26 protein-coding genes are annotated in these 26,283 nt (G+C 44.9%); 8 read left to right on the plus strand and 18 right to left on the minus strand.

Annotation, left to right across the window (positions count from 1 at the left end):
- Window positions 1-974: TIGR01212 family radical SAM protein (locus J7M13_05235; protein ID MCD6363387.1), on the plus strand; the 974-nt coding region annotated here is incomplete at its 5' end.
- Here the strand turns inward: J7M13_05235 and mnmG are convergent.
- The 7 genes from mnmG to J7M13_05270 form a co-directional block, all read right to left on the minus strand.
- The gene (gene mnmG, locus J7M13_05240; GenBank protein MCD6363388.1) at window positions 941-2,824 is read right to left on the minus strand and encodes a tRNA uridine-5-carboxymethylaminomethyl(34) synthesis enzyme MnmG; all 1,884 of its coding nucleotides are present in this window, start codon (window positions 2,822-2,824) and stop codon (window positions 941-943) included. The genes J7M13_05235 and mnmG overlap by 34 nt on opposite strands.
- A gap of 130 nt (window positions 2,825-2,954) precedes the next feature.
- Window positions 2,955-3,257 carry a hypothetical protein gene (locus J7M13_05245; protein ID MCD6363389.1) on the minus strand — a complete coding sequence of 101 codons (303 nt, stop codon included), beginning with the start codon at window positions 3,255-3,257 and terminating at the stop codon, window positions 2,955-2,957.
- Window positions 3,258-3,496: 239 nt separating this feature from the next.
- Window positions 3,497-4,915: an FAD-binding oxidoreductase gene (locus J7M13_05250; protein MCD6363390.1), complete on the minus strand. Its 1,419-nt coding sequence runs from the start codon at window positions 4,913-4,915 to the stop codon at window positions 3,497-3,499.
- Window positions 4,909-5,913: an electron transfer flavoprotein subunit alpha/FixB family protein gene (locus J7M13_05255; GenBank protein MCD6363391.1), complete on the minus strand. Its 1,005-nt coding sequence runs from the start codon at window positions 5,911-5,913 to the stop codon at window positions 4,909-4,911. The genes J7M13_05250 and J7M13_05255 overlap by 7 nt, the downstream gene beginning before the upstream one ends.
- Window positions 5,914-5,927: 14 nt before the next feature.
- Window positions 5,928-6,722 (minus strand): electron transfer flavoprotein subunit beta/FixA family protein, encoded by a 795-nt coding sequence (locus J7M13_05260; GenBank protein MCD6363392.1) that lies wholly within the window; start codon window positions 6,720-6,722, stop codon window positions 5,928-5,930.
- Window positions 6,723-6,872: 150 nt separating this feature from the next.
- Window positions 6,873-8,327: a sodium:solute symporter family protein gene (locus J7M13_05265; protein MCD6363393.1), complete on the minus strand. Its 1,455-nt coding sequence runs from the start codon at window positions 8,325-8,327 to the stop codon at window positions 6,873-6,875.
- Window positions 8,327-8,539, minus strand: coding sequence for a hypothetical protein (locus tag J7M13_05270; GenBank protein ID MCD6363394.1), 213 nt, complete (start codon window positions 8,537-8,539; stop codon window positions 8,327-8,329). The genes J7M13_05265 and J7M13_05270 overlap by 1 nt, the downstream gene beginning before the upstream one ends.
- Window positions 8,540-8,671: 132 nt before the next feature.
- Here J7M13_05270 and tgt point away from each other — a divergent pair, with 132 nt between their 5' ends.
- The 4 genes from tgt to buk are packed head-to-tail and all read left to right on the plus strand — an operon-like array spanning window position 8,672 to window position 12,304.
- Window positions 8,672-9,802 carry a tRNA guanosine(34) transglycosylase Tgt gene (gene tgt / locus J7M13_05275; protein ID MCD6363395.1) on the plus strand — a complete coding sequence of 377 codons (1,131 nt, stop codon included), beginning with the start codon at window positions 8,672-8,674 and terminating at the stop codon, window positions 9,800-9,802.
- On the plus strand, window positions 9,792-10,340 hold the full coding sequence (locus tag J7M13_05280) for a DUF1464 family protein (protein MCD6363396.1): 549 nt from the start codon (window positions 9,792-9,794) through the stop codon (window positions 10,338-10,340). The genes tgt and J7M13_05280 overlap by 11 nt, the downstream gene beginning before the upstream one ends.
- Window positions 10,341-11,237 carry a phosphate butyryltransferase gene (locus J7M13_05285; GenBank protein ID MCD6363397.1) on the plus strand — a complete coding sequence of 299 codons (897 nt, stop codon included), beginning with the start codon at window positions 10,341-10,343 and terminating at the stop codon, window positions 11,235-11,237.
- Window positions 11,238-11,239: 2 nt separating this feature from the next.
- Window positions 11,240-12,304 (plus strand): butyrate kinase, encoded by a 1,065-nt coding sequence (buk, locus tag J7M13_05290; GenBank protein MCD6363398.1) that lies wholly within the window; start codon window positions 11,240-11,242, stop codon window positions 12,302-12,304.
- An 18-nt stretch (window positions 12,305-12,322) separates the two neighbouring features.
- Here buk and gcvPB read toward each other — a convergent pair whose 3' ends face one another.
- From gcvPB to citC, 11 genes are read right to left on the minus strand one after another with little or no spacing between them, the layout of a single operon-like run.
- Window positions 12,323-13,783 carry an aminomethyl-transferring glycine dehydrogenase subunit GcvPB gene (gene gcvPB, locus J7M13_05295; GenBank protein MCD6363399.1) on the minus strand — a complete coding sequence of 487 codons (1,461 nt, stop codon included), beginning with the start codon at window positions 13,781-13,783 and terminating at the stop codon, window positions 12,323-12,325.
- A complete protein-coding gene (gene gcvPA / locus J7M13_05300) occupies window positions 13,776-15,119 on the minus strand; it encodes an aminomethyl-transferring glycine dehydrogenase subunit GcvPA (protein ID MCD6363400.1) in 1,344 nt (447 codons plus the stop codon). Before gcvPA ends, gcvPB begins: the two co-directional genes overlap by 8 nt.
- Window positions 15,120-15,124: 5 nt before the next feature.
- Window positions 15,125-15,505, minus strand: a complete 381-nt coding sequence (gene gcvH / locus J7M13_05305) for a glycine cleavage system protein GcvH (protein ID MCD6363401.1) — start codon at window positions 15,503-15,505, stop codon at window positions 15,125-15,127.
- Window positions 15,505-16,572 carry a glycine cleavage system aminomethyltransferase GcvT gene (gene gcvT, locus J7M13_05310; protein ID MCD6363402.1) on the minus strand — a complete coding sequence of 356 codons (1,068 nt, stop codon included), beginning with the start codon at window positions 16,570-16,572 and terminating at the stop codon, window positions 15,505-15,507. Before gcvT ends, gcvH begins: the two co-directional genes overlap by 1 nt.
- Complete coding sequence (gene tsaA / locus J7M13_05315) at window positions 16,550-17,002, minus strand: tRNA (N6-threonylcarbamoyladenosine(37)-N6)-methyltransferase TrmO (protein MCD6363403.1); 453 nt, start codon at window positions 17,000-17,002, stop codon at window positions 16,550-16,552. The genes gcvT and tsaA overlap by 23 nt, the downstream gene beginning before the upstream one ends.
- A complete protein-coding gene (locus J7M13_05320) occupies window positions 16,974-18,848 on the minus strand; it encodes a diguanylate cyclase (protein MCD6363404.1) in 1,875 nt (624 codons plus the stop codon). The genes tsaA and J7M13_05320 overlap by 29 nt, the downstream gene beginning before the upstream one ends.
- Complete coding sequence (gene citX, locus J7M13_05325; protein MCD6363405.1) at window positions 18,845-19,363, minus strand: citrate lyase holo-[acyl-carrier protein] synthase; 519 nt, start codon at window positions 19,361-19,363, stop codon at window positions 18,845-18,847. The genes J7M13_05320 and citX overlap by 4 nt, the downstream gene beginning before the upstream one ends.
- Entirely contained in the window at window positions 19,353-20,900 is a 1,548-nt protein-coding gene (gene citF, locus J7M13_05330; GenBank protein MCD6363406.1) for a citrate lyase subunit alpha, read from the minus strand. Before citF ends, citX begins: the two co-directional genes overlap by 11 nt.
- Before the next feature lie 4 nt (window positions 20,901-20,904).
- Entirely contained in the window at window positions 20,905-21,780 is an 876-nt protein-coding gene (locus J7M13_05335) for an HpcH/HpaI aldolase/citrate lyase family protein (protein ID MCD6363407.1), read from the minus strand.
- Complete coding sequence (gene citD / locus J7M13_05340) at window positions 21,777-22,049, minus strand: citrate lyase acyl carrier protein (GenBank protein ID MCD6363408.1); 273 nt, start codon at window positions 22,047-22,049, stop codon at window positions 21,777-21,779. The genes J7M13_05335 and citD overlap by 4 nt, the downstream gene beginning before the upstream one ends.
- 20 nt (window positions 22,050-22,069) lie before the next feature.
- Window positions 22,070-23,122, minus strand: coding sequence for a [citrate (pro-3S)-lyase] ligase (gene citC / locus J7M13_05345; GenBank protein MCD6363409.1), 1,053 nt, complete (start codon window positions 23,120-23,122; stop codon window positions 22,070-22,072).
- Between the two features lie 159 nt (window positions 23,123-23,281).
- Between citC and J7M13_05350 the strand changes: the two genes are divergently transcribed.
- From J7M13_05350 to J7M13_05360, 3 genes are read left to right on the plus strand one after another with little or no spacing between them, the layout of a single operon-like run.
- Entirely contained in the window at window positions 23,282-24,202 is a 921-nt protein-coding gene (locus tag J7M13_05350; GenBank protein MCD6363410.1) for an asparaginase, read from the plus strand.
- A 19-nt stretch (window positions 24,203-24,221) separates the two neighbouring features.
- The gene (locus tag J7M13_05355) at window positions 24,222-25,154 is read left to right on the plus strand and encodes an ADP-ribosylglycohydrolase family protein (GenBank protein ID MCD6363411.1); all 933 of its coding nucleotides are present in this window, start codon (window positions 24,222-24,224) and stop codon (window positions 25,152-25,154) included.
- Window positions 25,155-25,157: 3 nt separating this feature from the next.
- The gene (locus J7M13_05360) at window positions 25,158-26,237 is read left to right on the plus strand and encodes a diguanylate cyclase (GenBank protein MCD6363412.1); all 1,080 of its coding nucleotides are present in this window, start codon (window positions 25,158-25,160) and stop codon (window positions 26,235-26,237) included.
- The last annotated feature ends 46 nt before the right edge of the window (window positions 26,238-26,283 follow it).

The raw sequence follows: 26,283 nt of genomic DNA on the forward strand, positions 1-26,283 counted from the left end.
AACCGTTCGTGAAGAGGAGATATAACTCGCTTAACGAATACTTTAGGCGCAAGTATGGGAAGAGAGTTCAGAAGATAACCTTAGATGCCGGTTTCTATTGCCCTAATAGGGATGGTAGGTTAAGCAGGGGCGGTTGTATATTCTGCGATGAGAAGGGTAGCGGTCGAGGGGAATATGGGATCTTAACCTTAAGAGAGCAGATAGAGAGAGCTTATAAGTTTTTAAGCAAGAGATACAAGACTAATCTCTTTATGCTTTACTTCCAAGCCTTCACAAATACATACGCCCCCTTGTGGAAGAACATGCGGATATATCGCGAAGCTTTAAGGGAAGCAAGTAATTTTTTTACTCCGATTGGTTTGTCGGTTGGAACGCGCCCCGATTGCGTCCCAGATCCTTTTCCAGCTGCTTATTCCTCGCTGAAAGTTCTCGTCGATGAGCTCTGGGTAGAGCTTGGTCTTCAGAGCATAAGCTATAAGACGCTCAAGCTCATAAATAGGGGGCACACGCTTGCTGAGTTTATAGATGCGGTTTTAAGGTGCAAGAAATGGGGGATAAAAGTTTGCGCTCATGTTATCCTTGGCCTTCCGGGGGAGGGGAAGGATGATGCTATTGAAACCGCGAGAATTCTTTCAGCGCTTAGGGTTGATGGCGTTAAGATACACCCTCTCTATGTGGTTAGGGGGACACCACTTGAGAAAATGGTTATAAGCGGAAAGTATAAGCCTCTTGAGCTTAATGAGTATGTGGATATGTGCGCTTCCTTTCTCGAGCACTTATCGATTGATATCGTGGTTCATAGATTAACGGGTGAGACATCAAGGGAGGAGCTTTTAGCCCCTGAATGGGTTTTACGCAAGAGCGAGGTTATAAGACGGGTAGAGGAGGAGCTCGTCAGGCGAGAAAGCTTTCAGGGGAAAAAGCTTAAGCTGGGGCTGTCTCAGGATGAGCTTCTTTCCCTTGAGGAGAGATAAATGGTTAATAATGAAATATCTGCGGGACTTACCCCTGAAATCCTGGAAGCCTGACCTATCGATATCGGTCTTATCTTTTTAAGTTTCTCTCTTCCCTCGTTTGAGAGTCCTGGAATATCGTCGTAGTTTATATCGGGAGGAATTTTCCTGTTTTCCATTCTCTTAAACTGCTCAACGAGCGAGAGTTGGCGCTTTATGTATCCCTCATACTTTATATCTATTTCTACTTCCTTCCTTTCTTCAAACGATAAACTGCCATTCCAGGAAGGATCTATTTCTTTAAGGTTTTCAATCTTTATTTCTGGTCTTTTAAGAAGCTGGGCTAAAGTTACCGGTTTATTTATCGGTGAGCTTCCTAAGAAACGCAAAATTTCGTTTACCTTGTCGGTCGGTGATATTTTAACGATGTTTAATCTCTCTATCTCTTCTCTGATTCTTTTCTTTTTTAGAAGAAAGCGTTCATACTCGTCCTTTCTTATGAGTCCCGATTCGTAGCCGTATTGAAGCAGGCGAAAATCCGCGTTATCCTGCCTCAATAGGAGCCTGTATTCTGCTCTTGATGTCAGTATTCTGTAGGGCTCTTCTGTGCCTTTTGTTACGAGGTCATCTATCAAGACGCCTATATAGGCTTCCGCTCTGCTTAAGATAAGCGGTTTTTCTCCCCTTATCTTGCGAACCGCGTTTATTCCCGCTATTAGTCCTTGAGCTGCCGCTTCTTCATAACCTGATGTTCCGTTTATCTGTCCCGCTAAAAACAGCCCTTCTATCTCTTTGGTTTCAAGGGAGGGCTTAAGCTGAGTAGGATAGGCGAAATCATACTCTATGGCGTATCCGGGTCTCATGATTTCCGCTTTTTCAAGACCTGGCAGGCTTCGAACCATTTTTATCTGGGTATCTATGGGGAGACTCGTTGAGAAGTTTTGGAGATAAAACTCGCAGGTTCTTCTTCCCTCGGGTTCTAAGAAAACCGTGTGAGAGCTTCTATCTGGGAATCTAACGACCCTGTCTTCTATTGAGGGGCAGTATCTCGGTCCTCTTCCCTCTATTACGCCCGTGAAGAGTGGAGACCTGTTAAGCGAGTTTCTTATTATCTCATGCGTTTTCTCGTTGGTCCTCGTCATCCAGCAGAAGTATCCTCTGCAGATCCTCTTTTGAGATCTGAAGGAAAAAGAAAGCGGTTCATCGGCTGATGGTTGCGGAGTGAGACTTGAGAAATCTATGGTTTTTCCATCTACGCGCGCGCATGTTCCGGTCTTCAGCCTTCCAAGCTTTATACCTATTTTCTTCAATGACTCCGAGAGTTTCCAAGCTGCTGTTTCTCCAAGGGGACCGCTTTCGAAGTGAACTAAGCCGATGTGGACCAGTCCTCTCAGGTAAACCCCCGTTGCGATTATTACGCACTTTCCCTTAAAGAACCATCCGTTTCTTAATCCCACGCCGACGACTTTTCCATCCTTAACGACGATTTCTTCTACCATTCCCTGCTTTAGATCCAGGTTTTTCTGTCTTTCAAGCACTTGCTTCATCCTGAGGTGATATTCTCTTTTGTCAGCCTGGGCTCTATAAGCCTGAACCGCAGGTCCTTTGCTTTCGTTTAATATCCTTATGTGGATCATCGTTTCATCGATGTTTCTACTCATCTCTCCTCCAAGGGCATCTATCTCTCTGGCCAAATGTCCTTTTCCAGGACCGCCTATAGATGGATTACACGCCATCAAGGCTATGCTGTCTAAATAAAGGGTCAGAAGCAGAGTTTGACATCCCATCCTCGCGGATGCCAGTGCAGCCTCACACCCTGCGTGTCCTCCTCCTACAACTATGACATCGTATTCCTTGGGATACTCAACCATTTTAGATCACCTTCTTAATTATACTCCGTATCTTGTTATAGTTAAAGTCCGGAGGCTTAAGCCTCCGGACTTTCTGCTTTTTTCTCCCATTCTCTTCCATGCCTGAACCCTTTATAGAGGACGGGGATAATTATAAATGGTTGGCTAAGTACCCTACCGTTCCATATCCTTTAGCTATTAGAGGAATTAAGCCAGCTAATGCTATCGCCCAGGTTACTATAACGTATATACCTGTTACAATGATATATTTTGATCTTTCTTTGGTATCTATTCCTTTACCAGCGCCTATTTTCTCCACCCAGAAGTCAACGACCCTTTTTGCCCCGCCGTAGACTAAGGTAACGCCCGTTGAGATAACCGCGAGCAATATGAGGAAGGCTACTATATATGTTGGAAGATTTCCAGGTAGCCCGGATATACAATGGCGTTCCATAGCCCCCTCCAAAAACCTCCTGGCGGGTGAGCTGTCTGGATTACCCTTGAAAGTTGGGGAAGTTCTTATAAATTGCGGATCCATATATGGCGAGCATTCCTATTATAAACTTGTAAACTATTACAGATGCGAGAGATGAAGAAGCCCTTACCGTATCTGCTCCGAAAATAACGATGAGGAATATAACTATAGCTACAAGAATCGTTGAGGGGACATATGGTATCCCCCAGACCTTCCAATTATATTATCTTGCCCGGGTTGAGGACCATGTTGGGATCGAAAAGCTTCTTTATTCCCCTCATAAGGTCTATCTCTTTTGGGGTTCTTGTATTGAGGTGCGCATTTTTCTTAAGAAAGCCAACGCCATGCTCTCCGCTTCCAACCCCTCCCAGTTTTACCGCTTCCGCTATGATCTCTTCAAATATCTTTTCGGACAGCTCAGCCCACTCTTCGAGAGAAACGCCTTCTGGCTTAAACAGTGCTGGATGAAGGTTCCCATCGGCTATATGTGCGGCGGTTGCTACTTCCACGTTGTATTTTTTAGCTATCTCATTTAGCTTTTTCATCATCTTGGGAATCTCAGATGACGGAACCACCATATCTCCGCTAAGTGAGACATATGGGTCTTTCGCTCTTAAGGCTTCGGTATATTCTCTTCTTATCCTCCATATACTTTCAGATGTTATTGGGTTATCCGCAACGAAGACTTCAAGCGCGCCGCTCTCCAAACATGCGTCTCCTGCTCTTTCATAGATATCTTCAAGCTCTCTCTGAGAGCTTGCCTCAAGCTGAACTATAAGATAGGCTCCAGCTTTTTCCTGTAAAGGAAGAGATGTATTGAGATACCAGGTAGTTATATCCACAGAAATCTTATCCATTAGCTCTACCGCTACGGGAAGCGTTTTTGCAGCAACCACTATGTTGGCAACTGCATCAATAGCTCTCTCTACGCTGTCAAAGGGTACCAGGAGATCCGCTACCTTTCCAGGGGATGGCATTAGATTTAGGATTATCTTTGTAAAGATTCCCAGGGTTCCCTCGGAGCCTATAAGAAGATCTAAGAGATCATAGCCCCATGTTTCTTTTCTTCTCTTTCCTCCGAGCTGGATTATCTCTCCCGTTGGAAGAACGACCTCGACTCCAAGTACGTGCTTTCGCGTGCTTCCATATTTTACAACTTTACTTCCTCCAGCGTTTGTAGCAACGTTTCCTCCAATAAAGCTCGTTGCTACGCTCATAGGATATCCTGCATAGTAAAGCCCCTCTTCTGCTACCTTTTTGCAAAGGTCGTTGGTTACGACTCCTGGTTCAACCACTGCCACGCGGTTTACCTTGTCAATTTCAAGTATTCTGTTCATCTTCTCCATTGACATCAATATGCCTCCATGTAGAGGTATAGCCGCTCCTGCGACTCCGCTCCCTGCGCCTCGAGGGGTGACGGGTATGAGGTATTCATTCGCCAGCTTCATTATTTTTGAAACTTCTTCTGCACTTTCCGGCTTAACAACGACATCTGGCATCCTGCAGAAAGGCTTTCCAGATTCATCGCAAGCGTAGCTTTCGAGCCTTTCCTTGTCTTCATAAATTACATCGTTTTCTCCACATATCTCTCTCAGCTTCTCGACGATTTCCTTAGTTATCTTTCCATATTTCAAGATCTTCCACCCCTTTCCTTTTCGAGCTTTTCGATGAGAAGGGGGACTATATCAAACAGATCTCCAACGATTCCGAAATCTGCAACCTTGAATATGTTTGCTTCGGGATCGGTATTTATGGCGACGATGGTTTCAGAGGATGACATTCCGGCAAGATGCTGAACTGCTCCTGAGATTCCCAAAGCCATGTAGAGCCTGGGGCTTACTGTTTTCCCACTTAAACCTACTTGGTGTGAGTAGGGTATCCATCCATTGTCGACCGCGGTTCTTGAAGCTCCTACCGCTCCGTTTAGAAGCTCTGCGAGCTTGAACAGAAGCGAGAAATTCTTTTCATCTTTTAAGCCCTTCCCGCCTGATATAACTATATCAGCGTCTTGGATGGGAATCTCCGCACTCTCGTCCGGTATAAATGATATTCTTCTTACCCTCGAGGCAAAGTAGCTATCGGGGAAGCTTCTTTCTGTTAGCTTGCCCTTCCTGCTTTCATCTCTTGGGAGGGGTCTTTTAGATTTGGGTCTGACGGTTGCCATCTGCGGTTTGTGATCAGGAGTCTTTATGGTTGCCATTACATTTCCACCTATGGCTGGTCTGGTCTGTAGGAGAAGCCCAGTTTCCTCTTCTATATCAAGACCAGTGCAGTCAGCAGTTAAGCCAGTTGAGAGCGTTGCGGCTAAAACTGGCATTACTGTTCTTCCTATTGTGGTAGCTGAGGCTATAAAGATCTCGGGTTCATATTCTCTAACGAGCGAGCTGAGTATCTTCACAAAGGGGTCGACTTCAAGATGCTCAAGGCGTGGGTCATCAACGAGGATCACATGATCTGCACCTCTGTATATTAGCTCTTTAATCTGATCCTTGAGATTTTTACCCAATATTACGCAGGTGAGCTCCCCATTTAGCTTATCGGCTAAGGATCTTCCCCATGCGAGGAGCTCATACGATACCGTGTGAATCTTACCATCTCTATACTCTCCGAGAGTCCATACGCTTTTCTCTTTCATTGAGGAATCCCTCCCTAAATGATATCTCTTTTTCTGAGAAAGTCTAAAAGCCGTTCTACAGCCTTTTCTGGGTCGTCTGCGTAGATGATTTCTCCCTCTCGTGCTATCTTGGGATAGAATATCTTAACGACCCTTGTAGGAGAACCATTTAAACCTATTTTGCTCTCGTCAACTTCGATGTCATCCGCTTTAAGTACGGGTATTTCCAGTCTTCGAGCCCTTTTCTTTCCGCTCAGGGTGGGGAGCCTCGGCTCATTTATTTCTTTCACAACGCTTAGAACTACCGGTAGGGGGGATTCCACTATTTCGTGTCCTCCCTCTATTGCTCTGTGAGCTATCAGTTTCCCATCTTCTATCTTTTCTATCTTGCTTACATAGGTTATTATGGGAAGGTCAAGTTGAGCTGCAACGCTGGGCCCAACTTGCCCGGTTTCCCCATCCGTTGCGCGTTCCCCGCAGAAGATGAGGTTAAAACCACCAAGCTTTCTAATTGCTGAGGAGAGAGCGTAAGCCGTAGCTAAGGTGTCAGCTCCAGCGAATTTAACGTCGGAGAGGAGGTATCCCTTGTCGCATCCCATAGATATCGCTTCTTTAACGGTTTCGATAGCCATCATAGGTCCCATGGATAAAACCGTTATCTCGGCGTTGGGGAAGAATCTCTCTTTCGTTCTTAAAGCTTCCTCAACTGCGTATAGATCGAGGGGGTTGATTACCCCTTCCGTTTCTGTTCTCAGCATCGTTCCCGTTTTTTCGTCGATTTTAACCTTATCGGTAGCGGGAACCTGCTTTATCAATACGCCTATTCGCAATATTTGTTTCCCTCCCTTCCTCTTTATCATGATATTAGCTTAATTAGCTTAAAGTGTAATTGATATTGAAGAATTAGTCAACATCTTTAAAAAAAACTCCCGGGGGTAGCTCCGGAGCTACCCCCGGGAGGAAGCTTCTCTATTAGATGATTAAACCTTAACCGATTCAAGTCCCTCCTTAAAGGGTTTGAAGTTTTCGTCTTCTTTCATTACGGAAGCTACTGCGAAAGTTACCACGAGATTTACCGCCAGTCCCCATAGACCAAAGTGTATACCATAAAGATTTCCAGGACCGAAGAACTTTAGATATGTAATGGTTATAAGTCCTGCTATTATTCCCGCTCCGACCGCAACTTTATTGAATTTCTTGAAGAAGAGTCCGAGGAACGCTCCTGGGAACATTTGGGTTATACCCGAGTAGGCAAGAAGTAGAAGCGCAACGAGCCTTCCTCCCGCGTAAAGGGCGAGGAACATTGCCGTGAGTCCAAAAATAAGCACCGATATTCTGCTTGCCATGACGAGCTCCTTATCAGAGGCGTTTTCCTTAAGCATTCCGTATAGATTTTTGGATAAAAGCCCTGCCAGAGTCAGTATTATAGCGCTTGCGGTTGAGGCCGCTGCTGCAAAGCCCGCTGCTCCAACTATCCCAAGGACCCAGTCTGGATATGCGAGCTTTACCGCTTCAAGAACCGCAGCGTCGGCTCTTGAAAGCTTTATTCCCGCGGTGACGACGGATATACCGGCAAGGAAGACCGGTATCATGAAGAGAGAGAATAAGGGTAGGAAAATATAGGTTCTCTTTAACGCTCTTATATCCTTTGAGCTATAGATGGAGGGCCACATCTGCGGATACATGAAGAAGCCCAGACCACAAAGCACCATGGTGGAAACATACCAGTTGATTCCCATCTTACCCGATAGGATGAGGTGAGAGGGCTTCACCTCGGCGAGCTTTTTCATCATCTCTCCAACTCCACCGAACTTTATGAAGGGTATCGAGAATAAAATTACCCACGCTATTACGAACATCATAATCGACTGCATAAGGTTCGTCCAAGCTATTCCTCTCAATCCGCTCGTGTAGACGTAGACGAGCATTATAAGCATTCCGACGACTATTCCGGTATTAACCGATATTGAGCCAAGCGATGTCACATTGAGTATATAGCCGAGCCCCTGAAGCTGAAGCTGAAGGTACGGTACATTAAAAACTATACCTATGAGAGCTACCAGTACCGCAAGAAACTTACTGTCATATCTCTTTCTGAATAGATCTGCTTGTGTGACGAAGCCGAATTTCTTCCCAGCTCTCCATACATATTCGGCGAAGAAGTAACCGAAGGCGTAAGCCATGGTTCCATAGCCAAGTGCATACATTATGGGCATTCCGAAGGAGTATCCCCATCCTCCGACGCCTAAGAAAGCATAAGCGCTGTATATCTCTCCTGCTAATAAGACGTATAGAAATATGAAGCTTAAGGATCTTCCGGAAACGAGGTATCCATCGAGCGTAAACTTTCTCTTAACACCCGCTAATACTCCTACGACGAGCGTTAGGATTATCCACGAGAATATGATGATTAAGGATATAGTTGCGTGGGACATCATGACCACCCCTTCTTCTCGATGTTATAGGCTATAAGCAGACAGATCGGCGTTAAGATTATCCATAGAGTGTCCCAAAACATCAGTGGTGGCATTCCTAATATAAGAGGACTTTTGGTTTTAACATCGAAGAAGTTGAAGAAGGGGGATATAACTGCGTAGGCTACCCAAGGTATTACAAATCCAAAGAAGACCGCTATTCCTTTTCCCATACCACGTTCCCCCCTTACCTATGATATATTGAACCTGATATATAGAACCGTAAATTAAGTTTACACCAATTCTCCTACTCAAGTCAAGGATGATCTATATGTGCTATAATAAATTTAAAGGAGGATGCGGAAATGAAAGCGTTTTCCTTTAGAATTATGCATCGTTGTCCTTATACTTCAGCGAGGGTTGCTCTTATAGAGACGCCTCACGGTGTTGTGGAAACGCCTGTTTTCATGCCTGTGGGAACTCAGGCTACCGTGAAGGCTATGGAGAGAAGAGAGCTTGAGGAAATAGGAGTGAGCATTATACTCTCCAATGCCTATCATCTTTATCTAAGGCCTGGGCATGAGCTTATAAGAAAAGCGGGAGGGCTTCACTCCTTCATGAGCTGGCCTCACCCTATATTAACCGATTCGGGAGGTTTTCAGGTATTTAGCCTGACTGACCTCAGGGAGATAAGCGATGAGGGCGTGCGCTTTCGCTCCCATCTTGATGGCTCTTATCACTTTTTCACGCCGGAGAGGGTGATAGAGATAGAAGAGGCGCTGGGGGCAGATTTTATAGTTTGCTTCGATGAGTGTGTATCCTATCCCGTTTCTTATTCCTATGCTAAGGAAGCTATGGAGAGGACATTAAGATGGGCTTTAAGATGTAAGAATGCCAAAAAGAGGGAGGATCAGTTTTTGTTTGGGATAGTTCAAGGGAGCGTTTATCCCGATTTGAGAAAAGAGAGCGCTTTAAGAACCGTTGAGATAGGTTTTGATGGATATGCTATAGGTGGCTTAAGCGTGGGGGAGCCAAAAACCGTCATGTATGAGATGCTTGATGTAGTGATTCCTCTTCTTCCGGAGGATAAACCTCGCTATTTAATGGGAGTTGGGTATCCCTCAAGTCTTCTTGAAGCCATTGAGAGAGGGATAGATATGTTCGACTGCGTTTTGCCTACGAGAAACGGTAGAACGGGCACCATCTTTACACACAGGGGTAAGGAGCATATAAGGAGCGAGTCGTGGAAGGGGGATTTTTCTCCACCGGATCCAGAGTGCGACTGTTATGTTTGTAGAAACTACTCACGTGCTTATCTTAGGCATCTTTACAAAGCTGGAGAGATACTTGCAGCGCGGTTGGCGTCTTATCATAATATATATCTTTTGGTTGATCTTGTGAGGAAAGCTCGTGAGGCGATAAAAGGAGGGTACTTCCCGGAATTTAAGAGAGCGTTTATAGAAAAATTTGAGGGAGGGGGAGGTCTTGAAGCTTAAGGGAGTGACGTCTTTATCTGGCATACCAGAGATAGAGAGGGAGATAGATGATTCTTTAATGCCCGTTATCGCTCGCGTCTATGGTAGTCTCAATGAGGGGAGGTATATTCTCGTTAACCTCGATGATCCCTTTTTTGTATGTGCGGTCGACTATGGGGAGATTGTTGATTGCGTTTCTTCTACCGAGCTTGGGGCTTTTTCCTTAAGAACCTGTGGGGAACTTCCCACAGCTGAAATCGCAAAGGCTGCCGTTTCTGATCCAGATAGCTGGAGGAAAAAACTTTTAGTGGAGGGGGGACTTTATTCCTATCTCTCAACGGATAACCTTGATGAAGCTCTTAAAATGGATTCTTTTATAGTTGAGGCAATGGCTTATCAAATGAATAAAGAAATATGGGCTATGTGTACTGCGCTTTCAGGAGAAGTTGACGCGATCGTTTGTTTCGGAAGGCTGTTGAAGAATCGTGATTTTTGGGATATGCTCAGGAGGAGGATAGAGCCACTTAAAATGAAAATAATAGAGATGGAGGTGGTTTAATTGTTAAAAAGTTTGCTTGATCTCTTAGATATGGCACGTGGTAAGGGTATGAGACTTGCGGTAGCTGCCGCTGAGGATGCTCATGTTTTGGAGGCGGTTAATGAGGCTCACGAGAAGGGAATAGTGGAAGCGGTTTTGGTGGGATCGAAGTCCGCGATTGAGAGAGTCGCGGGGGAGCTCGGTATTGATGTCTCTAAATATGAGATACATAATACCTCAAGTAGTATGGAATCTGCTTATAAGGCGGTTGAGCTCGTTAGAGAGGGAAAGTGTGACTTTTTAATGAAAGGGTATCTTCAAACGGCTGAGATAGCCAGAGCGGTTCTCGATAAAGAAAAGGGGTTAAGAACGGGTAGGGTGCTTTCGATGGTTTCCCTTTTTGAGCTTCCTACCTATCCGAGGGTCTTTGCTATAACCGATCCGGGAATAGTTATAGCTCCGGAGCTTGAGCAGAAGGTCGATTTGATTCATAATGCTGTTGATGTGATGCATAAACTTGGCTATGAGGAACCAAAGGTGGCGATAGTCAGCGCGGTTGAGGTCGTTAATCCTAAGATACCTGCGACACTTGATGCTGCTCTTCTCGCTAAGATGAATCAGCGCAGGCAGATAAAAGGTTGTATAGTGGATGGGCCGTTTGCCCTCGATAACGCGGTTTCTGAGGAAGCAGCTAAGCATAAGAAGATAGAGAGTCCCGTTGCGGGTAAAGCGGACATCATAGTTCTCCCAGATATAGATGCGGGGAACGTTCTTTATAAAGGACTCATATTTATAGCGGGAGCGAGAAGTGCAAGCGTGGTTATGGGGGCAAAGGTACCAATCGTTTTAACCTCGAGAGCTGATAGCGCTGAAGCTAAGCTCCTCTCGATAGCGTTAGCAGCCGTTTGTGCCATGTAGAGATGCTGATACTCGTCATTAATCCGGGCTCTACCTCAACCAAGGTTGCGGTATTTGATGGAGAGAGGGAGCTTGTTTCTGAAACTCTGAGGCACTCCAAGGAGGAGCTTTCACGATATGAGAGGATAATAGATCAGTATCTTTTCAGGAAAGAGATAATACTTCAATTTCTTGGGGAGAATGGGATAAATCTTTCTTCGCTCAAAGCGGTCGTTGGAAGAGGAGGTTTGCTTAAGCCTATACCGGGCGGGACCTATCTCGTGAATGAAGCTATCTTAGATGACCTTAAAAACGCCAGATATGGTGAGCATGCGTCTAATCTCGGTGCTATTCTCGCTCATGAAATAGCAAGCGAGGCTGGTTGTCCCGCTTATATAGTTGACCCTGTGGTTGTCGACGAGCTTCAGGATTTAGCCAGAGTCTCGGGATTGAAAGGTTTTGAGAGAAGAAGCATACTTCATGCTTTGAATCAAAGGGCGGTTGCGAGAAGAGCTGCTGGGGATATCGGAAAAAGGTATGAAGAGGTGAACCTTGTTATCGCTCACATGGGTGGTGGTATATCTGTTGCCGCTCACAGAAGAGGGAGAATAGTGGATGTTAATAGTGCCTTAAACTGTGAGGGGCCGTTTACACCTGAGCGGGCGCCTACCTTACCGATTTTGGGAGTGTTAGATCTTCTTAATAAAGGTGCATTTGATCTTCCATCGCTTCTTAAGCGCATCGTTGGAAATGGTGGACTTGTTGCTTACCTTGGAACGAACAGCGTTATGGAGGTTGAAAGGAGAATAGACTCAGGCGACGAATTTGCTGAGCTTGTTCTTAAAGGTATGGCTTATCAGGTTTCAAGATGGATAGGAAAGATGGCATCGGTCCTTGCCGGAGAGATAGATGCTATAGTTTTAACTGGGGGAGTTGCTTATAGTCAGAGGGTGGTTGGTTGGATAAGAGAGAGAGTCTCGTTTATTGCTCCTGTTATGGTTTATCCTGGTGAGGATGAGATGAAAGCGCTTGCGCTGGGTGCTCTGAGAGTTCTCAGGGGTGAGGAGGAAGCTAAAGTTTACGCGTAAAAAAGCGAGGGGGATCCTTCACTGATCCCCCTCGCTTTTTATCCATCTTAAAACGGGATTCCGCGCTGCCTTTACCTCATCGAGTCTCCTTACGGGCGTTTTGTGTGGGGCTTCCTTGAGAAGAGATGGGTTTTCCTCAGCCTCCTTTGCTATTTGGAGCATTGCGCTTATAAACTCATCAAGGGTTTCCTTGGTTTCGGTTTCAGTGGGCTCGATCATTATGGCTTCTTCTACTATAAGTGGGAAGTATACAGTAGGTGGATGAAAGCCGTAATCAAGAAGTCTCTTTGCTATATCTATAGTTTTAACCCCGAATTTTTTGAATCTCTTTCCAGATAAGACCCCCTCGTGCATTGGCTGTTTATCATAGGGGAGCTCAAAAGCTCCTTTTAATCTGCTTATAACGTAGTTGGCGTTAAGTACTGCCTTTTCGGATGCTTCTTTGAGCCCTTTGCTCCCCATCATTCTTATATAAACATAAGCTTTCAACATAACGGAGAAATTTCCATAGAATGCCTTGATTTTCCCTATGGATAGAGGTCTGTCATAGTCAAGACGATAGCGACCATTTTCTTCTACTATAACTGGAATGGGTAAGAAGGGCTCTAGCTCCTTTTTTACCGCCACTGGACCAGAACCAGGACCGCCCCCTCCATGTGGAGTACTGAAGGTTTTATGGAGATTAAAATGTAGAACGTCGAATCCCATATCCCCGGGTCGGGATATCCCCATGAGCGCGTTAAGGTTCGCTCCGTCCCCGTAAAGTAGAGCTCCGACGGAGTGGGTTAACTCTGCTATCTGAGCAATCTTCTCCTCAAATATCCCGAGCGTGTTGGGATTTGTGATCATGACTGCCGCTGTGCTTTCATCAAGGTGCTTTTTTAAGGTTTCTATGTCTATGCAGCCATCTTCCCCTGACTTTATCTCTATAGCCTTGAATCCTGCTAAGGTGCATGAGGCGGGATTCGTTCCATGTGCTGAATCTGGTATTATCACCTTGGTTCGCTTTTCACCTCTGTGTCTGTGGTACGCTCCTATCATAAGAAGGCCGGTTAATTCTCCGTGAGCTCCAGCGGAGGGCTGAAGTGTAATGGCATCGAATCCTCCTATTTCGCACAGATACTTGCCGAGCTCGTACATGATTTTTAAAGCTCCTTGAACAAGCTCTTCTGGTTCGTATGGATGTAGGTTTTTAAAACCATCTAAGGAAGCGAGCTTTTCGCATATTCTCGGATTGTATTTCATCGTACAAGAACCCAGTGGATAGAAGTTCGTATCAACACAGAAGTTAAGCTGGGAGAGCTTAGTATAGTGTCTTATGATCTCGATTTCGCTAACCTCGGGTAGCTTAGGATCGTTCTCTCTTAGGAGGTCTTCTTCTAAAAGCTCTTTGAGACTGATTTTCTCGAGCTCATCCCTTGGAATGGATGAGCCAGTCCTTCCCCTTTTTCCAAGCTCAAATATAAGTTTCTCAACCATCTTTCATTCCCTCCAGAAAGCTCGCAAAGCGAGACAGATCGTTAAGTGAGTGCATCTCCGTAACGGTTATGAGAAGAGCATCTTTAAGCTCTGCGTAGAACTTTCCAAGTGACAAGCCCGCTATAAATCCCTCATTGAGTCCTCTTTCAATAACCTTTTCTGGGTTTTTAATCCTAATAGCAAACTCGTTGAAGAAAGGAGAGGGGAATAGGAGCTCGAAGCCTCTTTTTGCGATTTCCTTCGCAAGAAAGTGAGTCTTTTTCAGATTTATTTCTGATACTTTTTTGAAGCCCCTTTTACCAAGGGAGGCTAAATATATGGTAGCGGCTATGGCACACATATTGTGATTTGTACAGATATTTGATGTAGCTTTCGCTCTTCTTATGTGCTGCTCACGCGTTGCGAGAGTGAGCACGAATCCTCTCTTACCCTCTCTGTCTATCGTTTCGCCTACTATTCTACCTGGCATGTTCCTCAGATACTTCATTCTGCTCGTGAATATGCCAAGATAGGGACCGCCGAAGCTTAGGTGCATTCCGAGTGAGCCTCCCTCCCCAACCGCTATATCGGCTCCATAGCTTCCTGGTGGTGCTATTACTCCGAGCGAAAGGGGTTCAGCTACGCAGGCTATAAGTAGAGCTCCGTCCTTTTTCAGGTTTTTAAAGGCATTTATATCCTCTATGACTCCGAAAAAGTTGGGGGTTTGGATCGCAATTGCTCCAAATTCACTAAGGTTTTTGCTTTCAAGCTCGTTTAAGTTTGTTCTCCCCTTTTGATCAAAGCTTAGTTCTTCTACTCCAAATCCGGCGCTTTCCATATATGCGCGGACGACCTTTCTGTACTCAGGATGTATGGCGGATGATAAAAGCACCTTGTCCCTTTTCGTTATTCTAAGAGCCATAAGACATGCTTCGGCTAATGCTGTTGCTCCATCGTATACGGATGCGTTGGATACCTCCATCTGGAAGAGCTCACACATCATTGTTTGGTATTCGAATAACATGGTTAAGGTTCCCTGACTCGCTTCTGGTTGATAAGGGGTATATGGGGAGAATATCTCTCCTCGTGATAGCAGGGCCTCAACGGTGGCAGGTATCCAGTGGTCGTAGCTTCCACCGCCGAGAAAGGATACGTAGTCCCGAACGGTGCGGTTTAGCGAAGCTATCTTAATAAGCTCTTTTTCTATCTCCAGTTCCGATAGAGGAGGGGGGAGAAGCAAGTCTCTCCTGAGTTTAATCTCATCTGGGATATGCGAGAAAAGCTCCTCTTTTCTCTTGATTCCCAGGTGCTTGAGAATCTCCCTTTCATCTTCGGAAGTATGAGGGATAAAAGGCATGGTTGCTATTCCTCCTTGGTGAGCTTCTCATACTCTTCCGCGGAGAGAAGCTCATCGAGCTCTCTCGGATCCCGGAGCTCTATCCTGAATATCCACCCCTTTCCGTATGGATCTTCGTTTATCAGGCTTGGAGAGTCGTTAAGCTCCTCGTTTACCTCGGTTATCCTCCCGCTAACGGGAGTGTATATATCGGAGGCTGCCTTAACGGATTCAACAACAGCGACGGCTTCCATCTTGTTGACCTCTTTGCCCGTCTCGGGTAGTTCGACGAAGACTATATCGCCGAGCTGTTCCTGCGCGTACGAGGTTATTCCAACGGTTCCTATGTTCCCTTCCACCCTTATCCACTCGTGTTCGCTTGAGTATTTAAGCTCTTTTGGAATCATTACACTCGCCTCCTTTTATAAAATGGAAGATTCACAACCGTGGCTTTCTTCCTTTTTCCCCTAATTTCTACTTCCAGATTCCTCTCCTTTATATTAGGCTTTATATAAGCCATTCCTATATATTCCCTTAAGGAAGGAGAATATCCTCCACTTGTTATATATCCGATTTCTTCACCTTCGCAAAACACCTTTTGACCTGGGCGAGGAACCCCTTTTTCAAGAAGCTTGACACCGATTAGCCTCTTTTCAGGCTTTCTTGTTATTAGTCCGTTTCTTCCAATGAAATCTCTGCCTAAGTCGATGAACTTTTCCAGACTTGCCTCAATCGGTGTGGTCTCTTCGTTAAGCTCGTGTCCATAAAGAGGCATGCCCGCTTCCATCCTTAGGCTATCTCTCGCTCCCAGCCCGCAGGGTTTCGCTCCAAGCTCGATCACTTCATCCCAGATCCTTAGGATATGGTTGTTATCCGTATAAACTTCAAAGCCGATCTCTCCGGTATATCCCGTTCTCGAGACGAGTATAGTGCTCGCTCCGCTTTTTGTCTCTAATCCTTCACGAAAGGAGTAATATTTAAGCTCGCTTAAGGCAAATCCAAAGAGCTTTTCAAATATCCTGCCAGATTTCGGACCCTGAATCGATATGGCAGATATTTCTTCCGATCGGTTCATAACCTCTGCTTCATTTGTGATGAGCTCCTTTATCCAGTTAAAATCCTTTTCTATGTTGCCTGCATTTACCACGAGTAGAAATCTTTCTTCATGAAGTGAATATATTATCAGGTCATCGACTATCCCTCCATTCTCGTTGAGAAGAAAGGAGTAGGAAGCTCGGCATGGAGTGAGCTTATTTGCGTGAACGGGAGTGATTTTGAGAATGGCATCTTTCGCTCTTTTTCCAGTTATCTCTATCTCACCCATATGACTTATGTCGAAGACTCCGACCCCATTTCTAACCTCTAAGTGTTCAGATATTATGCCCTCGTATTGAACGGGCATTTCCCAACCACTGAACTCTATCATCTTTCCCCCGAGATTAAGATGTCTCTCATAAAGGGGGGTTCTTTTCATCTTTCATCATCTCCTTAAGGAGATTTAGTATAGGTAAAGCAGGCTTAATATCTATTATTGGCGAACCATTGAGGGCATCCAAACCGATAACATCGAGTTCTTTCTCTCGCGTTTCGATTACTCTGACCACCGATACGCCTATGGGATTAGGTCTATAAGGGCTACATGTTAAAAAAACACCTCTTTCGGGATTTCTCGGATCTCCCTTAGGATGGACCTTGAGACGATATCCTTTAGCTTTGTGAAAGACAAAGAGGATCAAAAGCACGTCCCCCTTTTTTAATCCGCTCAATCCCTTGAGAAATTGAGGAAATATAAATATGGTAGAGGGATGCCTCGCTATCTCTTCAGGCAGGGTGGGGGAATCAAAAGCGTTTTTAACCATGCCTATGGGTTTTAGCTCAAGCGATTTCGACTCTATTTCTCCCACCTTCCTTTGCCCTGTAGAGGGCTTTGTCAGCTCTTTTTAGAAGCTCCTCCGGCGTAGCTCCATCTTCTGGGAAAGTGGCAACGCCAAAGCTACAGGTTATATTTATTCTGAGAGGTGGTTCTTCCTTTCTGTATGTAAAGGGGAAGCTCTCTATTTCTTTTCTTAAGCGCTCTGCCACTTTTATAGCATTCTTCTTACTGGCACCTGGAAGTATTATGACGAATTCCTCTCCACCATATCTGTAGATGGTATCTTCGGATCTTAGCTTGGAATGAATCAACCTTACTAAGCTTTTAAGAATATAATCTCCAACCTGATGACCATAGGTATCGTTTATCCTCTTGAAGTGGTCGATATCGAGCATTATTATTGAAATATGCTCCTCTCTTACCCTTGCTTCCTCGAGCTTTTCTGCGAGATCCGTGTCAAGAGTTCTTCTGTTAAAAGCTCCGGTTAGATGGTCCCTTGAGGATAGCTTTTGCAAAACTTCATTTGCTCTTTCAAGCTGCATCTGAAGCTCTATTATCTCGCTTATATCTATAAATGAGTGAAGAAAGACCCTCTTTTCGCTGCACATCGATGACTTCAAAATTACGTGTATATTTTCGCCCGTTTCCTTTCTGAACCTAATTTGGCAGTCTTCTTGGGTTCCCCTTCTAACGTTAGCGATATATTTCGAGAAGATAGGTCTATCCTCTGGGTGTATAAGATCGCTTATGGATCTCCCGATGAGTTCCTCTTCTTTCTTTCCTGTAAGCTCTGAGAAGGAGCGATTTACGCTCGTTATAGTGTGTCCATCGCCAGAGCATATCGCTATTCCCACCTGAGCGGTTTCCCATGTTAAAAGAAGAAAACTCACTTCCCTTCTTAAGCGGTGTGTTAAGAGAGCAGCGAGTAATAAGCTGAGCAGAGCTCCCGCTCCGACGATCGTTCCCACGACGGTATTCATTCTTCTGATTTTTTCCCTGACATCTTCCTCATACACTGTGGCTAATACATACCATTTCAAAGGCCTGTAATATCTCACAAAGCCAAGTTTCCTTACGATGCTTTTCCCATCGGGGGAATACCAGAGATAACTGAAAACGTGCTTCTTTTTCTTTGCTGCTTCCTTAATAAGATTCAACATGGATCTCCCTCTTTCAGGTTCTGGTGGAATCTTTTTACCCTCGAGCTTTGGATTTGGATGAAGGAGTATCTTGCCGTCTTCAGAGAGGATTGCGATATATCCGGTTTTCTCAAGTTTTATGCCCTTTAGGGCATTTCTCAAGTTGAAAATAGATTGATAGTATCTTACCTTGAAATCTTCCTCGAGCCTCTCCAAGGAGTAGGTAGACATTGCTATCCATCCCATTTTGGGGTAGTGCTTGAAATAGAGAAGATATGGATGCCCCTCGCTCCTAAACTGCATAAAGGTTTCTCCAGAGATCTTGGCGCTTTTGATACCCTTCTTTATAAGCTCGGGGGGAAAGATGCTTTTCCCCCCGAGAATCTTTTTTCCAGTTTCATCATATATAAAGAGCTTTATATTCCTAAGGTTTTGAATGGCTCTTTCCTTGTTTATTTTCCCTCTCACCTTCTTTATGAGCGCTACGGCTGATAGAGTAAAGCTTTTCAGATCCTTGTGTATTTCCATTAGCCTTGATTGTTTTTCCTGGTATAGGTTTTCAAACTGCAGATCTATGAGTCTTATGGTACTGTTTAAGATGGCGTTTATAAGTCTCTCTTCCGCGGAATATACCGTGTCTCTTATCGATGACAGAACTGGTATCAGTATTATGGGAATGGTTATTAAGACTATAATACCTCCGATTACAACTATGCTTAAGGATAGCGCTTTCCTCACTTACTTTCACACCCTCTTAGGAAGCTTTTTAAAGCTTTCCTATAAAACTTCTTTAGCTCTTCTTTGGAATGTTTTTTGTTTCTTCTACACTCTATCCATGATAGGTCACATAAGAAGCATTTTCTTTCCTCTAAGCCGAGGTCTCTACGCGAGATTTTGCTTCCATCCGCTTTCAACACATCAATGTCAAGGAGTCTTCCTATGGGGTGTTTTTCCTCCAGCTCTATGGTTATTTTCTTGACCCGCGTTGGATCACCTCGCACGCCAGCTACAAAATATGGATACGCTCCTTCATTTTTAAAGAGAATTTCATTGAAAGCTATTCCTGCTCGCTCGAGAGCGAGCAGGACATCGCTTACAATTAGTGCCAGTGCCTTAAAAGTTTCAGGGTCCCTTTTAGTTTCACCAGGCGAGTTAAGGGTAACGCTTATTGCGCTTCCTTTACTTCGTAGTGCTATCTTAAGGGCGTTTTTCCACTTTTCCTCTCTTGTTTTTAAAACCTCCTCAAGATTCATCTTCTATTCCGTAAACTACATCTATGACCGTTCCGTCTCTGTACTCTATAACTCCTATGATCTGATCTTTGAGTCTTAAAGGCTCGGGCTTTCCGACGAGCTTTATTGCCTTATCGAGTAGTTCCTCTATCGACACTATAGGAAGTTTTGCCTCCTTTGCTCTATTTAAAAGGTCTTGTCTTTTAGGATTTATGGCAACTCCATATTCACACACGAAGGCATCTATGGTCTCGCCGGGAGTGGTGACTGTCAGGACCTTTTCGACCACCGTGGGAATCCTTCCCCTTATGAGCGGGCTTACTATGATGGTTAGCTTTGAACCGGCTGCGGTGTCGGAGTGCCCGCCCGTGCCGTGCGTCAAGGCGCCGTCTACTTCGGTATTGACATTGACGTTAAAGCTTGGGTCTATTTCAGTCGCGCCGAGTATAACGCAATCGAGCTTATTCACCAGGCATCCAGCGTTATGCGGATTCGCATAAAAGCTTGCTGAGATTTCAACATGTTCATTATTTCTGAGAAGGGATCTAACCGCCTCGAGGTCAAAGCACTGGACGTCAAATAAGGTCTTGAAAACACCATCTTCGAGCATCTTTACAAAGTAGCTCGTTATTCCTCCCAGACCAAAACTTCCTTTTATCTTTTTCTCGATCATTTTTTCTCTTACAAAGCGTGCTACCGCCAAGGATATGCCTCCTGCTCCCGTTTGGAAGGAAAAGCCATCCTTGAGCAGCCCTGACGCTTCTATAAGGTCGGCGGCGTTCTTTGCTATCTTCAATCTCATGGGATCTCGCGTTATTCGCGTCGTTCCCGATACTATCCCCTTGGGGTCACCAAGATGCTCAACCTCAACGACATAGTCGACATATATCTGGGGTATAGAGATTGGGGTGAGGGGAAAGTCCACGAGATTATCCGTTATTGCTACTACTTGGTCAGCAAACATTGCGTCCGTGAACGCGTACCCGAGAGATCCGCAGCTCGAGGGACCCATAACGCCGTTTAAGTTCCCGTAATGGTCGGCTGCGGGAGCCGCTATAAAGGCGACATCTATGTGAAGATCTCCGTCTTCTATGGCTCTCGCTCTTCCTCCATGACTTCTGAATACTACAGGGTATTCCATTACCCCTTTTGAGATGGCTCTTCCGAGGGGACCATTTATATTACCGTAGATCCTTGAAATTGTTCCCTTCCTGATATACTTTTCGAGCTCTCTATGTGTGGGGAAGAGAGCGGTGGGGACGAGGGTTATATCCTTTATGCCAAGCTTATCTATTGCTTCAACGACTTGGAGAACGACTCTATCTCCGTTCCTCAGATGGTGATGGAAGGATATACTCATCCCGTCCTTGAGCTCAACGGCTTTGATTACATCCTCCAGGGATTTTACCACCTTTGATGTCCGGGTTGGATAGGTGGCTTTCTTTGGGGGAGATGCCTTTCTTCCAGATGGTATATGCTTTCCAACTCCCTTAAAGGGAATAGTCTTACCATATCCTTTTATTTCCTCTGGGATTTCTCTTCCTACGGCGTTTCTCAAGGCTCTACACCTCCTCGGTTAGTTCTCCGGCTAAAAAGAGTGTTCTCTTTGCTCTTGCGACGACGGGAGCGTCTATCATTCTTCCATCGAGAGCTACAACGCCACTCTTTCTTTCCATTGCTTCCTTATAAGCTTTTATTATCCTGCGAGCTTTTTCTACTTCTTCCTTAGCTGGTGTGAATACTTGGTGTATTGGCTCTATTTGGTTCGGATGTATGACCGATTTACCATCGAAACCAAGTTGCTTTATAAGCTTAGTTTCCTCAATTAGTCCTTCAGTATCGTTTATATCGGGGAATACGGTATCGAGAGCGTCGACTCCAGCCACTCTCGCGGCTAATACTATCTGAGAGCGGGCATAAAATAGCTCCTCTCCACTTTTGGTTCTATTTGTTCTCATAGATGCGGTGTAGTCCTCTGCTCCGAAAACTAAAGCGGTTATCCTCTTCGATGCGGTTGCTATCTCGTAAGCGTTAAATACACCCTTTGCCGTCTCGAGTATTGCGAAGAGTTTAACGCTTCCAACTTCTATCCCATTTTTCTCCTCTATTTCGCTGATTAACTCATCTATTCTTTTTATTTCCTCTGCTGATTCACACTTTGGCATTCTTATACCATCCGGCTTACATGGGACTATTTCTCGCAAGTCATCCAATCCGTACGGGGTATCGATATGGTTGACTCTTACCGTGACCTCGCATTTGCCGAAGTCATGCGATAATAAAAAGTGCTTAACAAGGTTCCTTGCTGCATCTTTTTCGTTTATCGATACCGAGTCCTCAAGGTCGAGTATTATTCCATCTGCTCCAAATATTCCTGCGGAGCCCATGAGTCCGGGATTATTGCCTGGAACATACATCATCGTTCTTCTGAGTCTCATTTTCCCTCTCCCCTCCTGAGCCTCAAAATCGCAGTTTCCAGGCGTGCCCTTAGAGTTGGATCCAGAGCTCCGTTGTCTTGAACCTGAACTTCGATATCCTTTTCCCCGAGGGAAGAAAGCGCTTCCTCGATTAGCTTCCTTATGTGTTCGCCAAATCTATACTTGCTCGTCCCTTCAATGCTAATCTTTACTCCGCTTCCCTCAGGTTGCTCCCGGACGGTGATTAACGCATCGCACGACTCCAGGCTTCCGGCTTGAGCCACCCTCATTTTTCTCCATCCCTCCCTCTTTAGTGCCTACTTTTGCTTTTCTTGATTCTCTCTATGATCGGCTTTGCCTCTTCCGAGATGAGAAACTCATAAGTGGTCATTGGAACAAATCTTTTTATATCTTCCCATGCGTCTTTTCTTATTAGGTCTCTGACTGTGGATGCGCTTATAATTTCTCCTTTTTCGGTTCTCCTCCTCGGAATCTCAATGAGCTCTATTCCATGTTTGGGGAGAATTTCCTTCATGGCTTTATTAAACTGCGCGGTGACTGGGCAGTATGGTTCCTCGGCAACGAATCTCTTCCTTATTCCTAACGCTGGGGCTATGTATTTTGCGAATATGGAAACATCGAGTCTTGCTTGTGAAAGGGCTATTTCCAGCGATTCTCTACCTCTCAAAAAATAAGAGGGAAAGGTAGCGGATGATACTGCATAATCTCCACCTTTAAGCACTTTGACGTTTTTAAGATGTTTAGTTCCTTCTCTTACCAGCTTATATCTAACTTTAAAGGGAAAAAGCGATCGTTCCTCTTCTACCACTATTATGTAAACAAACTCGCTTCTGGAAGCTGCGGTTTCTATGAGATGTTGATGTCCTAAGGTGAAGGGATTGCAGTTAACTACGCATCCAGAGGCATCTTTAACGTTCTCTACTCTATTTTCTCTGAGGTAGCTTATATAGTCATCTATTCCACCTATACCGCCCTCAAGCAGCACGAAGAGGGGCTCTCCTTTTGCTAATTCTCTGAATCCGAGCTCTTTGAATCTCTCTGCTCCCTCCGGCGAGGTAAAGATGAAGTAGTGGAATCTTCCCCTATTCCTTAACTCTTCTATAAGGGTGCTGACTATCTTTCCCGCCAGTCCGGCTTCCTGATAGTCAGGATCCACCCCTATGCATTTTAGGACCTTGCCTTCAAATGAACCTGTTCCAACGATTTCTCCTCTTGAATTTTTTAAAGCTAATGTATATTCTACTCCCTCCTCAAGCTGTAAGCCGAGTTTTTCAAGAAAGCGCTTTATTTCTTTTCTCTCTTCAGGATTGTGCAGATCTACTTCCTTAATGGTGAATTCCATGGGCTATCACCTCAAAACATATTATAAATTAGCTTGAGTGAGCTTTCAATTGGTATTTTACAGAGAGCTATATCTATGTTAAAATTTCTTTGAAAAAGGAGGTGTTCAAGGATAGGGGAAAGCAGGATTGCCGTTATAACCACGGGTGGTACGATATCTATGGAAGATACTGAGGGAGAAGGGCTAATGCCGGTCCTAAGGGGGAGTGATCTTCTCGCTGATTTACCTCTTCCCGCTGGCGTTTCTGAGATTGAGGTGAAGGATTGGAAAACCGTCCCTTCGAGTCATCTTCGAGTTAAGGATGTCATTGATCTCGCTAAGCTGATTAGAGAGCTATCTCAGAGCTTTGATGGAATAGTCGTGGTTCAGGGGACAGATACGCTTGAGGAGATATCCTATATGATTGACTTGCTTTATGGCGGATCCGCACCAGTTGTCTTTACGGGTGCTATGTATCCTCCTCGCTTCATAGGAAGCGATGCTAAGAGAAACCTATTTAACGCAATTAGAGTAGCTTCTTGTTTCGATGCTATAGGTCAAGGAGCGCTTGTGGTTATGAACGATGAGGTACATTCAGCTGTTGAGGTTATTAAGCTTAAATCTTTTGGAGTAGATGCTTTTTCCTCCTTGCCTTTTGGCCCCATAGGGGTTATAACGCCTAAAGGAGTAGAGTTTAGGAGGAAGCTCCTTAAAAGGGAGTTCTATGAAACCGAAGATCTTGAGGAGAAAGTTGCTTTAGTAAAGACCTGCTTTTCCATGAATCCAGATACGCTTGATCTTTTCATCTCTTCTGGTTATAAGGGTATAGTTCTGGAAGCGATGGGATGTGGAAATGTTCCTCCCGTTCTCGTTCCTTCAATAAGAGAGGCGATTCGCAATGGTATCCCGGTGGTTTTATCCAGCAGATGCTCAGGCTCTGACATCGTTCCGATATATGGGTATGAGGGGGGGAGTCTTTATCTTGTAAGGGAAGGGGTCATATCAGCAGGCAGGCTTAACGGCTTGAAGGCCAGGATAAAGCTTATGGTCCTTCTGGGTATAACCAGGGACCTCGAGGAGTTAAAGGAGAGGTTTTCTTAGAAAGAGAGGTGTTTTCTAAGTGAAGGATAAGTTCGTAGGGGCTATATTGGGGCTTGCGATAGGGGATGCTCTGGGCATGCCTTTTGAGGGATGGACATCGAGAGACATAAGGAAGAAATGGGACAGGAAAAGCTTTCTCTCAAGAGCTGGCCTAAAACCTGGACAGTTTACGGATGATACTATGCTTGCTATCCTTCATGCGGAGAGCCTTATAGATAAGGGAGATGTTGATCCAGGGGATATCGCGAGGAAATTCGTAGACTGGTACAAGAAAGGCGATACCCGCGGTATGGGAAAGATCACAACCGAGGCTGTAGAAAAGCTTCTTAAGGGAATCTCATGGAAAGAAAGTGGAATAGGAGGAGAGATGGCTGCGAGCAATGGAGGTGCCATGAGGATAGCTCCGGTTGCTCTTTTCTTCCATGATGACCTTAATTTACTTAAGGAGAAAGTTAAACTCGCGGTTGAAATTACGCATAAAAACCCTGAGGCGGTTAAGGGAGCGCAGGCAGTTGCTTATGCTGTTGCCCTTGCATGCAGAGGGGATGTTAATCCGAATATTCTTCTGAGGGAAACCGCTAAGTATATTGGTGAGTCTGAACTTGCTAAGAAGCTTGAGAAAGCACAGGGGTATCTCGGAGAGGGTTTTCCTCCGATGGATGCCTTACCGCTTCTCGGGATAAGCGCTTACGTGGTTGAAAGCGTTCCAAGTGCCCTTTACTGCTTTGCTTTTTCTCCTGATAGCTATCTTGGAAGCGTCGTTAATGCGGTTATGGCAGGTGGAGATACGGATACCATAGCGGCTATAGCGGGAGCGATAAGCGGTGCTTTTAACGGTGTAGGCGGTATACCGGAGAAATGGTTAAATGGCATTGAGAGAAAAGACTACCTTGTTTCCCTTGGGGAAAAGCTTTATGAGGCTTGGAATGAAAAGAGGGGAGGAAGAGCTTAAAGCTTGATGGTTTCTCTTAAGGATGAGAAAGCCGAGATTAATGAGAAGGAAATCGAAAGAGTCAGTGAAGTAGCAAGGTATGCACTCCTTTTTGCCACTGATAAGAGATACTATATTCCTCTCACTCCTGAGAATTATGATAGATGCTATAGGATAGTTGAAAAGCTCTATGAAAGGGGAGAGCCCCTTACTTGGGAGAACTTTATAAGAGAGTGGGGAGGAGAGCTTCCCTCAAGCGATAAGGAGACCGTTTTAGCTAAGGCTTCTGCTAAGCTATACGCTGTTGCGGAAGAGCTCGCAAATCATGCTGAGTTGATGCACGGTGTTGGCAAGGATTTCGATACCACTATGGAAACATTTGCCGATGGTGTTAAAGGAGCGAGAGAAAGAAAGGACATTGCAATTGTGATAAGAGGTCTCCTTGAAGAAGTAGCTAAGGCGAGAAAAAGGGTAGATGAGTTAACCAGGGAGCTTGAGGAATCTAAACGGCAGATAAGAGAGTTGAAGCAAGAACTGAAAAGGGTTCAGATGGAAGCTCTAACCGATAGGCTGACGGGGGCTTTAAATAGAGGAAGTCTTGAAACGATGGTTTCTTTGAATCTGAAAAGAAGGAGAAAAAATGGTGTACCGTTTTGCGTTGCCATATTTGATATAGATGACTTCAAGGAGATCAACGATACTCATGGTCATCTTTTTGGAGATGAGGTGCTTAAAAAAATCACCGAGGTTGTGAAGGGGAGTCTCTCTAACGGGGATCTTCTATACAGATATGGTGGGGACGAGTTCTGTATTCTTTTCCCTGGAAAAAATCTTGATGAATCCCTCGCTCTTATGGAGAGGGCAGCCTCAAACGTAAGGAAGATACCTTTTATAGGCCTCATGGGAAAACCCCTTAAGGTGAGCTTAAGCGTTGGCATAGCAGAGGCGAAGAGAGATGATACTCCTAAGGATCTCCTTCTTCGGGCTGATGAAGCCCTTTATTTTGCCAAAGAATCTGGTAAAAACACCATAAAAACCGACAAGGATGTTAGATCTAAGTCTTCGTGGAGGATAGACATAAGTTCACTCACCACAGTCGATTAGCTTTGTGCCTTTTACATAAAAATAGGGTTGTAGGACATTATGATTC

Source organism: Synergistota bacterium, from assembly GCA_021159885.1.
Classification (GTDB): domain Bacteria; phylum Synergistota; class GBS-1; order GBS-1; family GBS-1; genus AUK310.

Excerpts from the sequence above, each read along its gene's own strand:
- buk (MCD6363398.1), top strand. The coding sequence starts at position 11,240 with ATGCTGATACTCGTCATTAATCCGGGCTCTACCTCAACCAAGGTTGCG.
- J7M13_05265 (MCD6363393.1), bottom strand. The coding sequence starts at position 8,327 with ATGTCCCACGCAACTATATCCTTAATCATCATATTCTCGTGGATAATC.
- gcvT (MCD6363402.1), bottom strand. The coding sequence starts at position 16,572 with ATGAAAAGAACCCCCCTTTATGAGAGACATCTTAATCTCGGGGGAAAG.
- gcvH (MCD6363401.1), bottom strand. The coding sequence starts at position 15,505 with ATGATTCCAAAAGAGCTTAAATACTCAAGCGAACACGAGTGGATAAGG.
- citD (MCD6363408.1), bottom strand. The coding sequence starts at position 22,049 with ATGAGGGTGGCTCAAGCCGGAAGCCTGGAGTCGTGCGATGCGTTAATC.
- citC (MCD6363409.1), bottom strand. The coding sequence starts at position 23,122 with ATGGAATTCACCATTAAGGAAGTAGATCTGCACAATCCTGAAGAGAGA.
- J7M13_05350 (MCD6363410.1), top strand. The coding sequence starts at position 23,282 with ATGGAAGATACTGAGGGAGAAGGGCTAATGCCGGTCCTAAGGGGGAGT.
- J7M13_05270 (MCD6363394.1), bottom strand. The coding sequence starts at position 8,539 with ATGGGAAAAGGAATAGCGGTCTTCTTTGGATTTGTAATACCTTGGGTA.
- J7M13_05335 (MCD6363407.1), bottom strand. The coding sequence starts at position 21,780 with ATGAGACTCAGAAGAACGATGATGTATGTTCCAGGCAATAATCCCGGA.
- mnmG (MCD6363388.1), bottom strand. The coding sequence starts at position 2,824 with ATGGTTGAGTATCCCAAGGAATACGATGTCATAGTTGTAGGAGGAGGA.
- gcvPB (MCD6363399.1), bottom strand. The coding sequence starts at position 13,783 with ATGGTTGAGAAACTTATATTTGAGCTTGGAAAAAGGGGAAGGACTGGC.
- tgt (MCD6363395.1), top strand. The coding sequence starts at position 8,672 with ATGAAAGCGTTTTCCTTTAGAATTATGCATCGTTGTCCTTATACTTCA.
- J7M13_05245 (MCD6363389.1), bottom strand. The coding sequence starts at position 3,257 with ATGGAACGCCATTGTATATCCGGGCTACCTGGAAATCTTCCAACATAT.
- J7M13_05255 (MCD6363391.1), bottom strand. The coding sequence starts at position 5,913 with ATGAAAGAGAAAAGCGTATGGACTCTCGGAGAGTATAGAGATGGTAAG.
- gcvPA (MCD6363400.1), bottom strand. The coding sequence starts at position 15,119 with ATGCCTTTTATCCCTCATACTTCCGAAGATGAAAGGGAGATTCTCAAG.
- citX (MCD6363405.1), bottom strand. The coding sequence starts at position 19,363 with ATGAATCTTGAGGAGGTTTTAAAAACAAGAGAGGAAAAGTGGAAAAAC.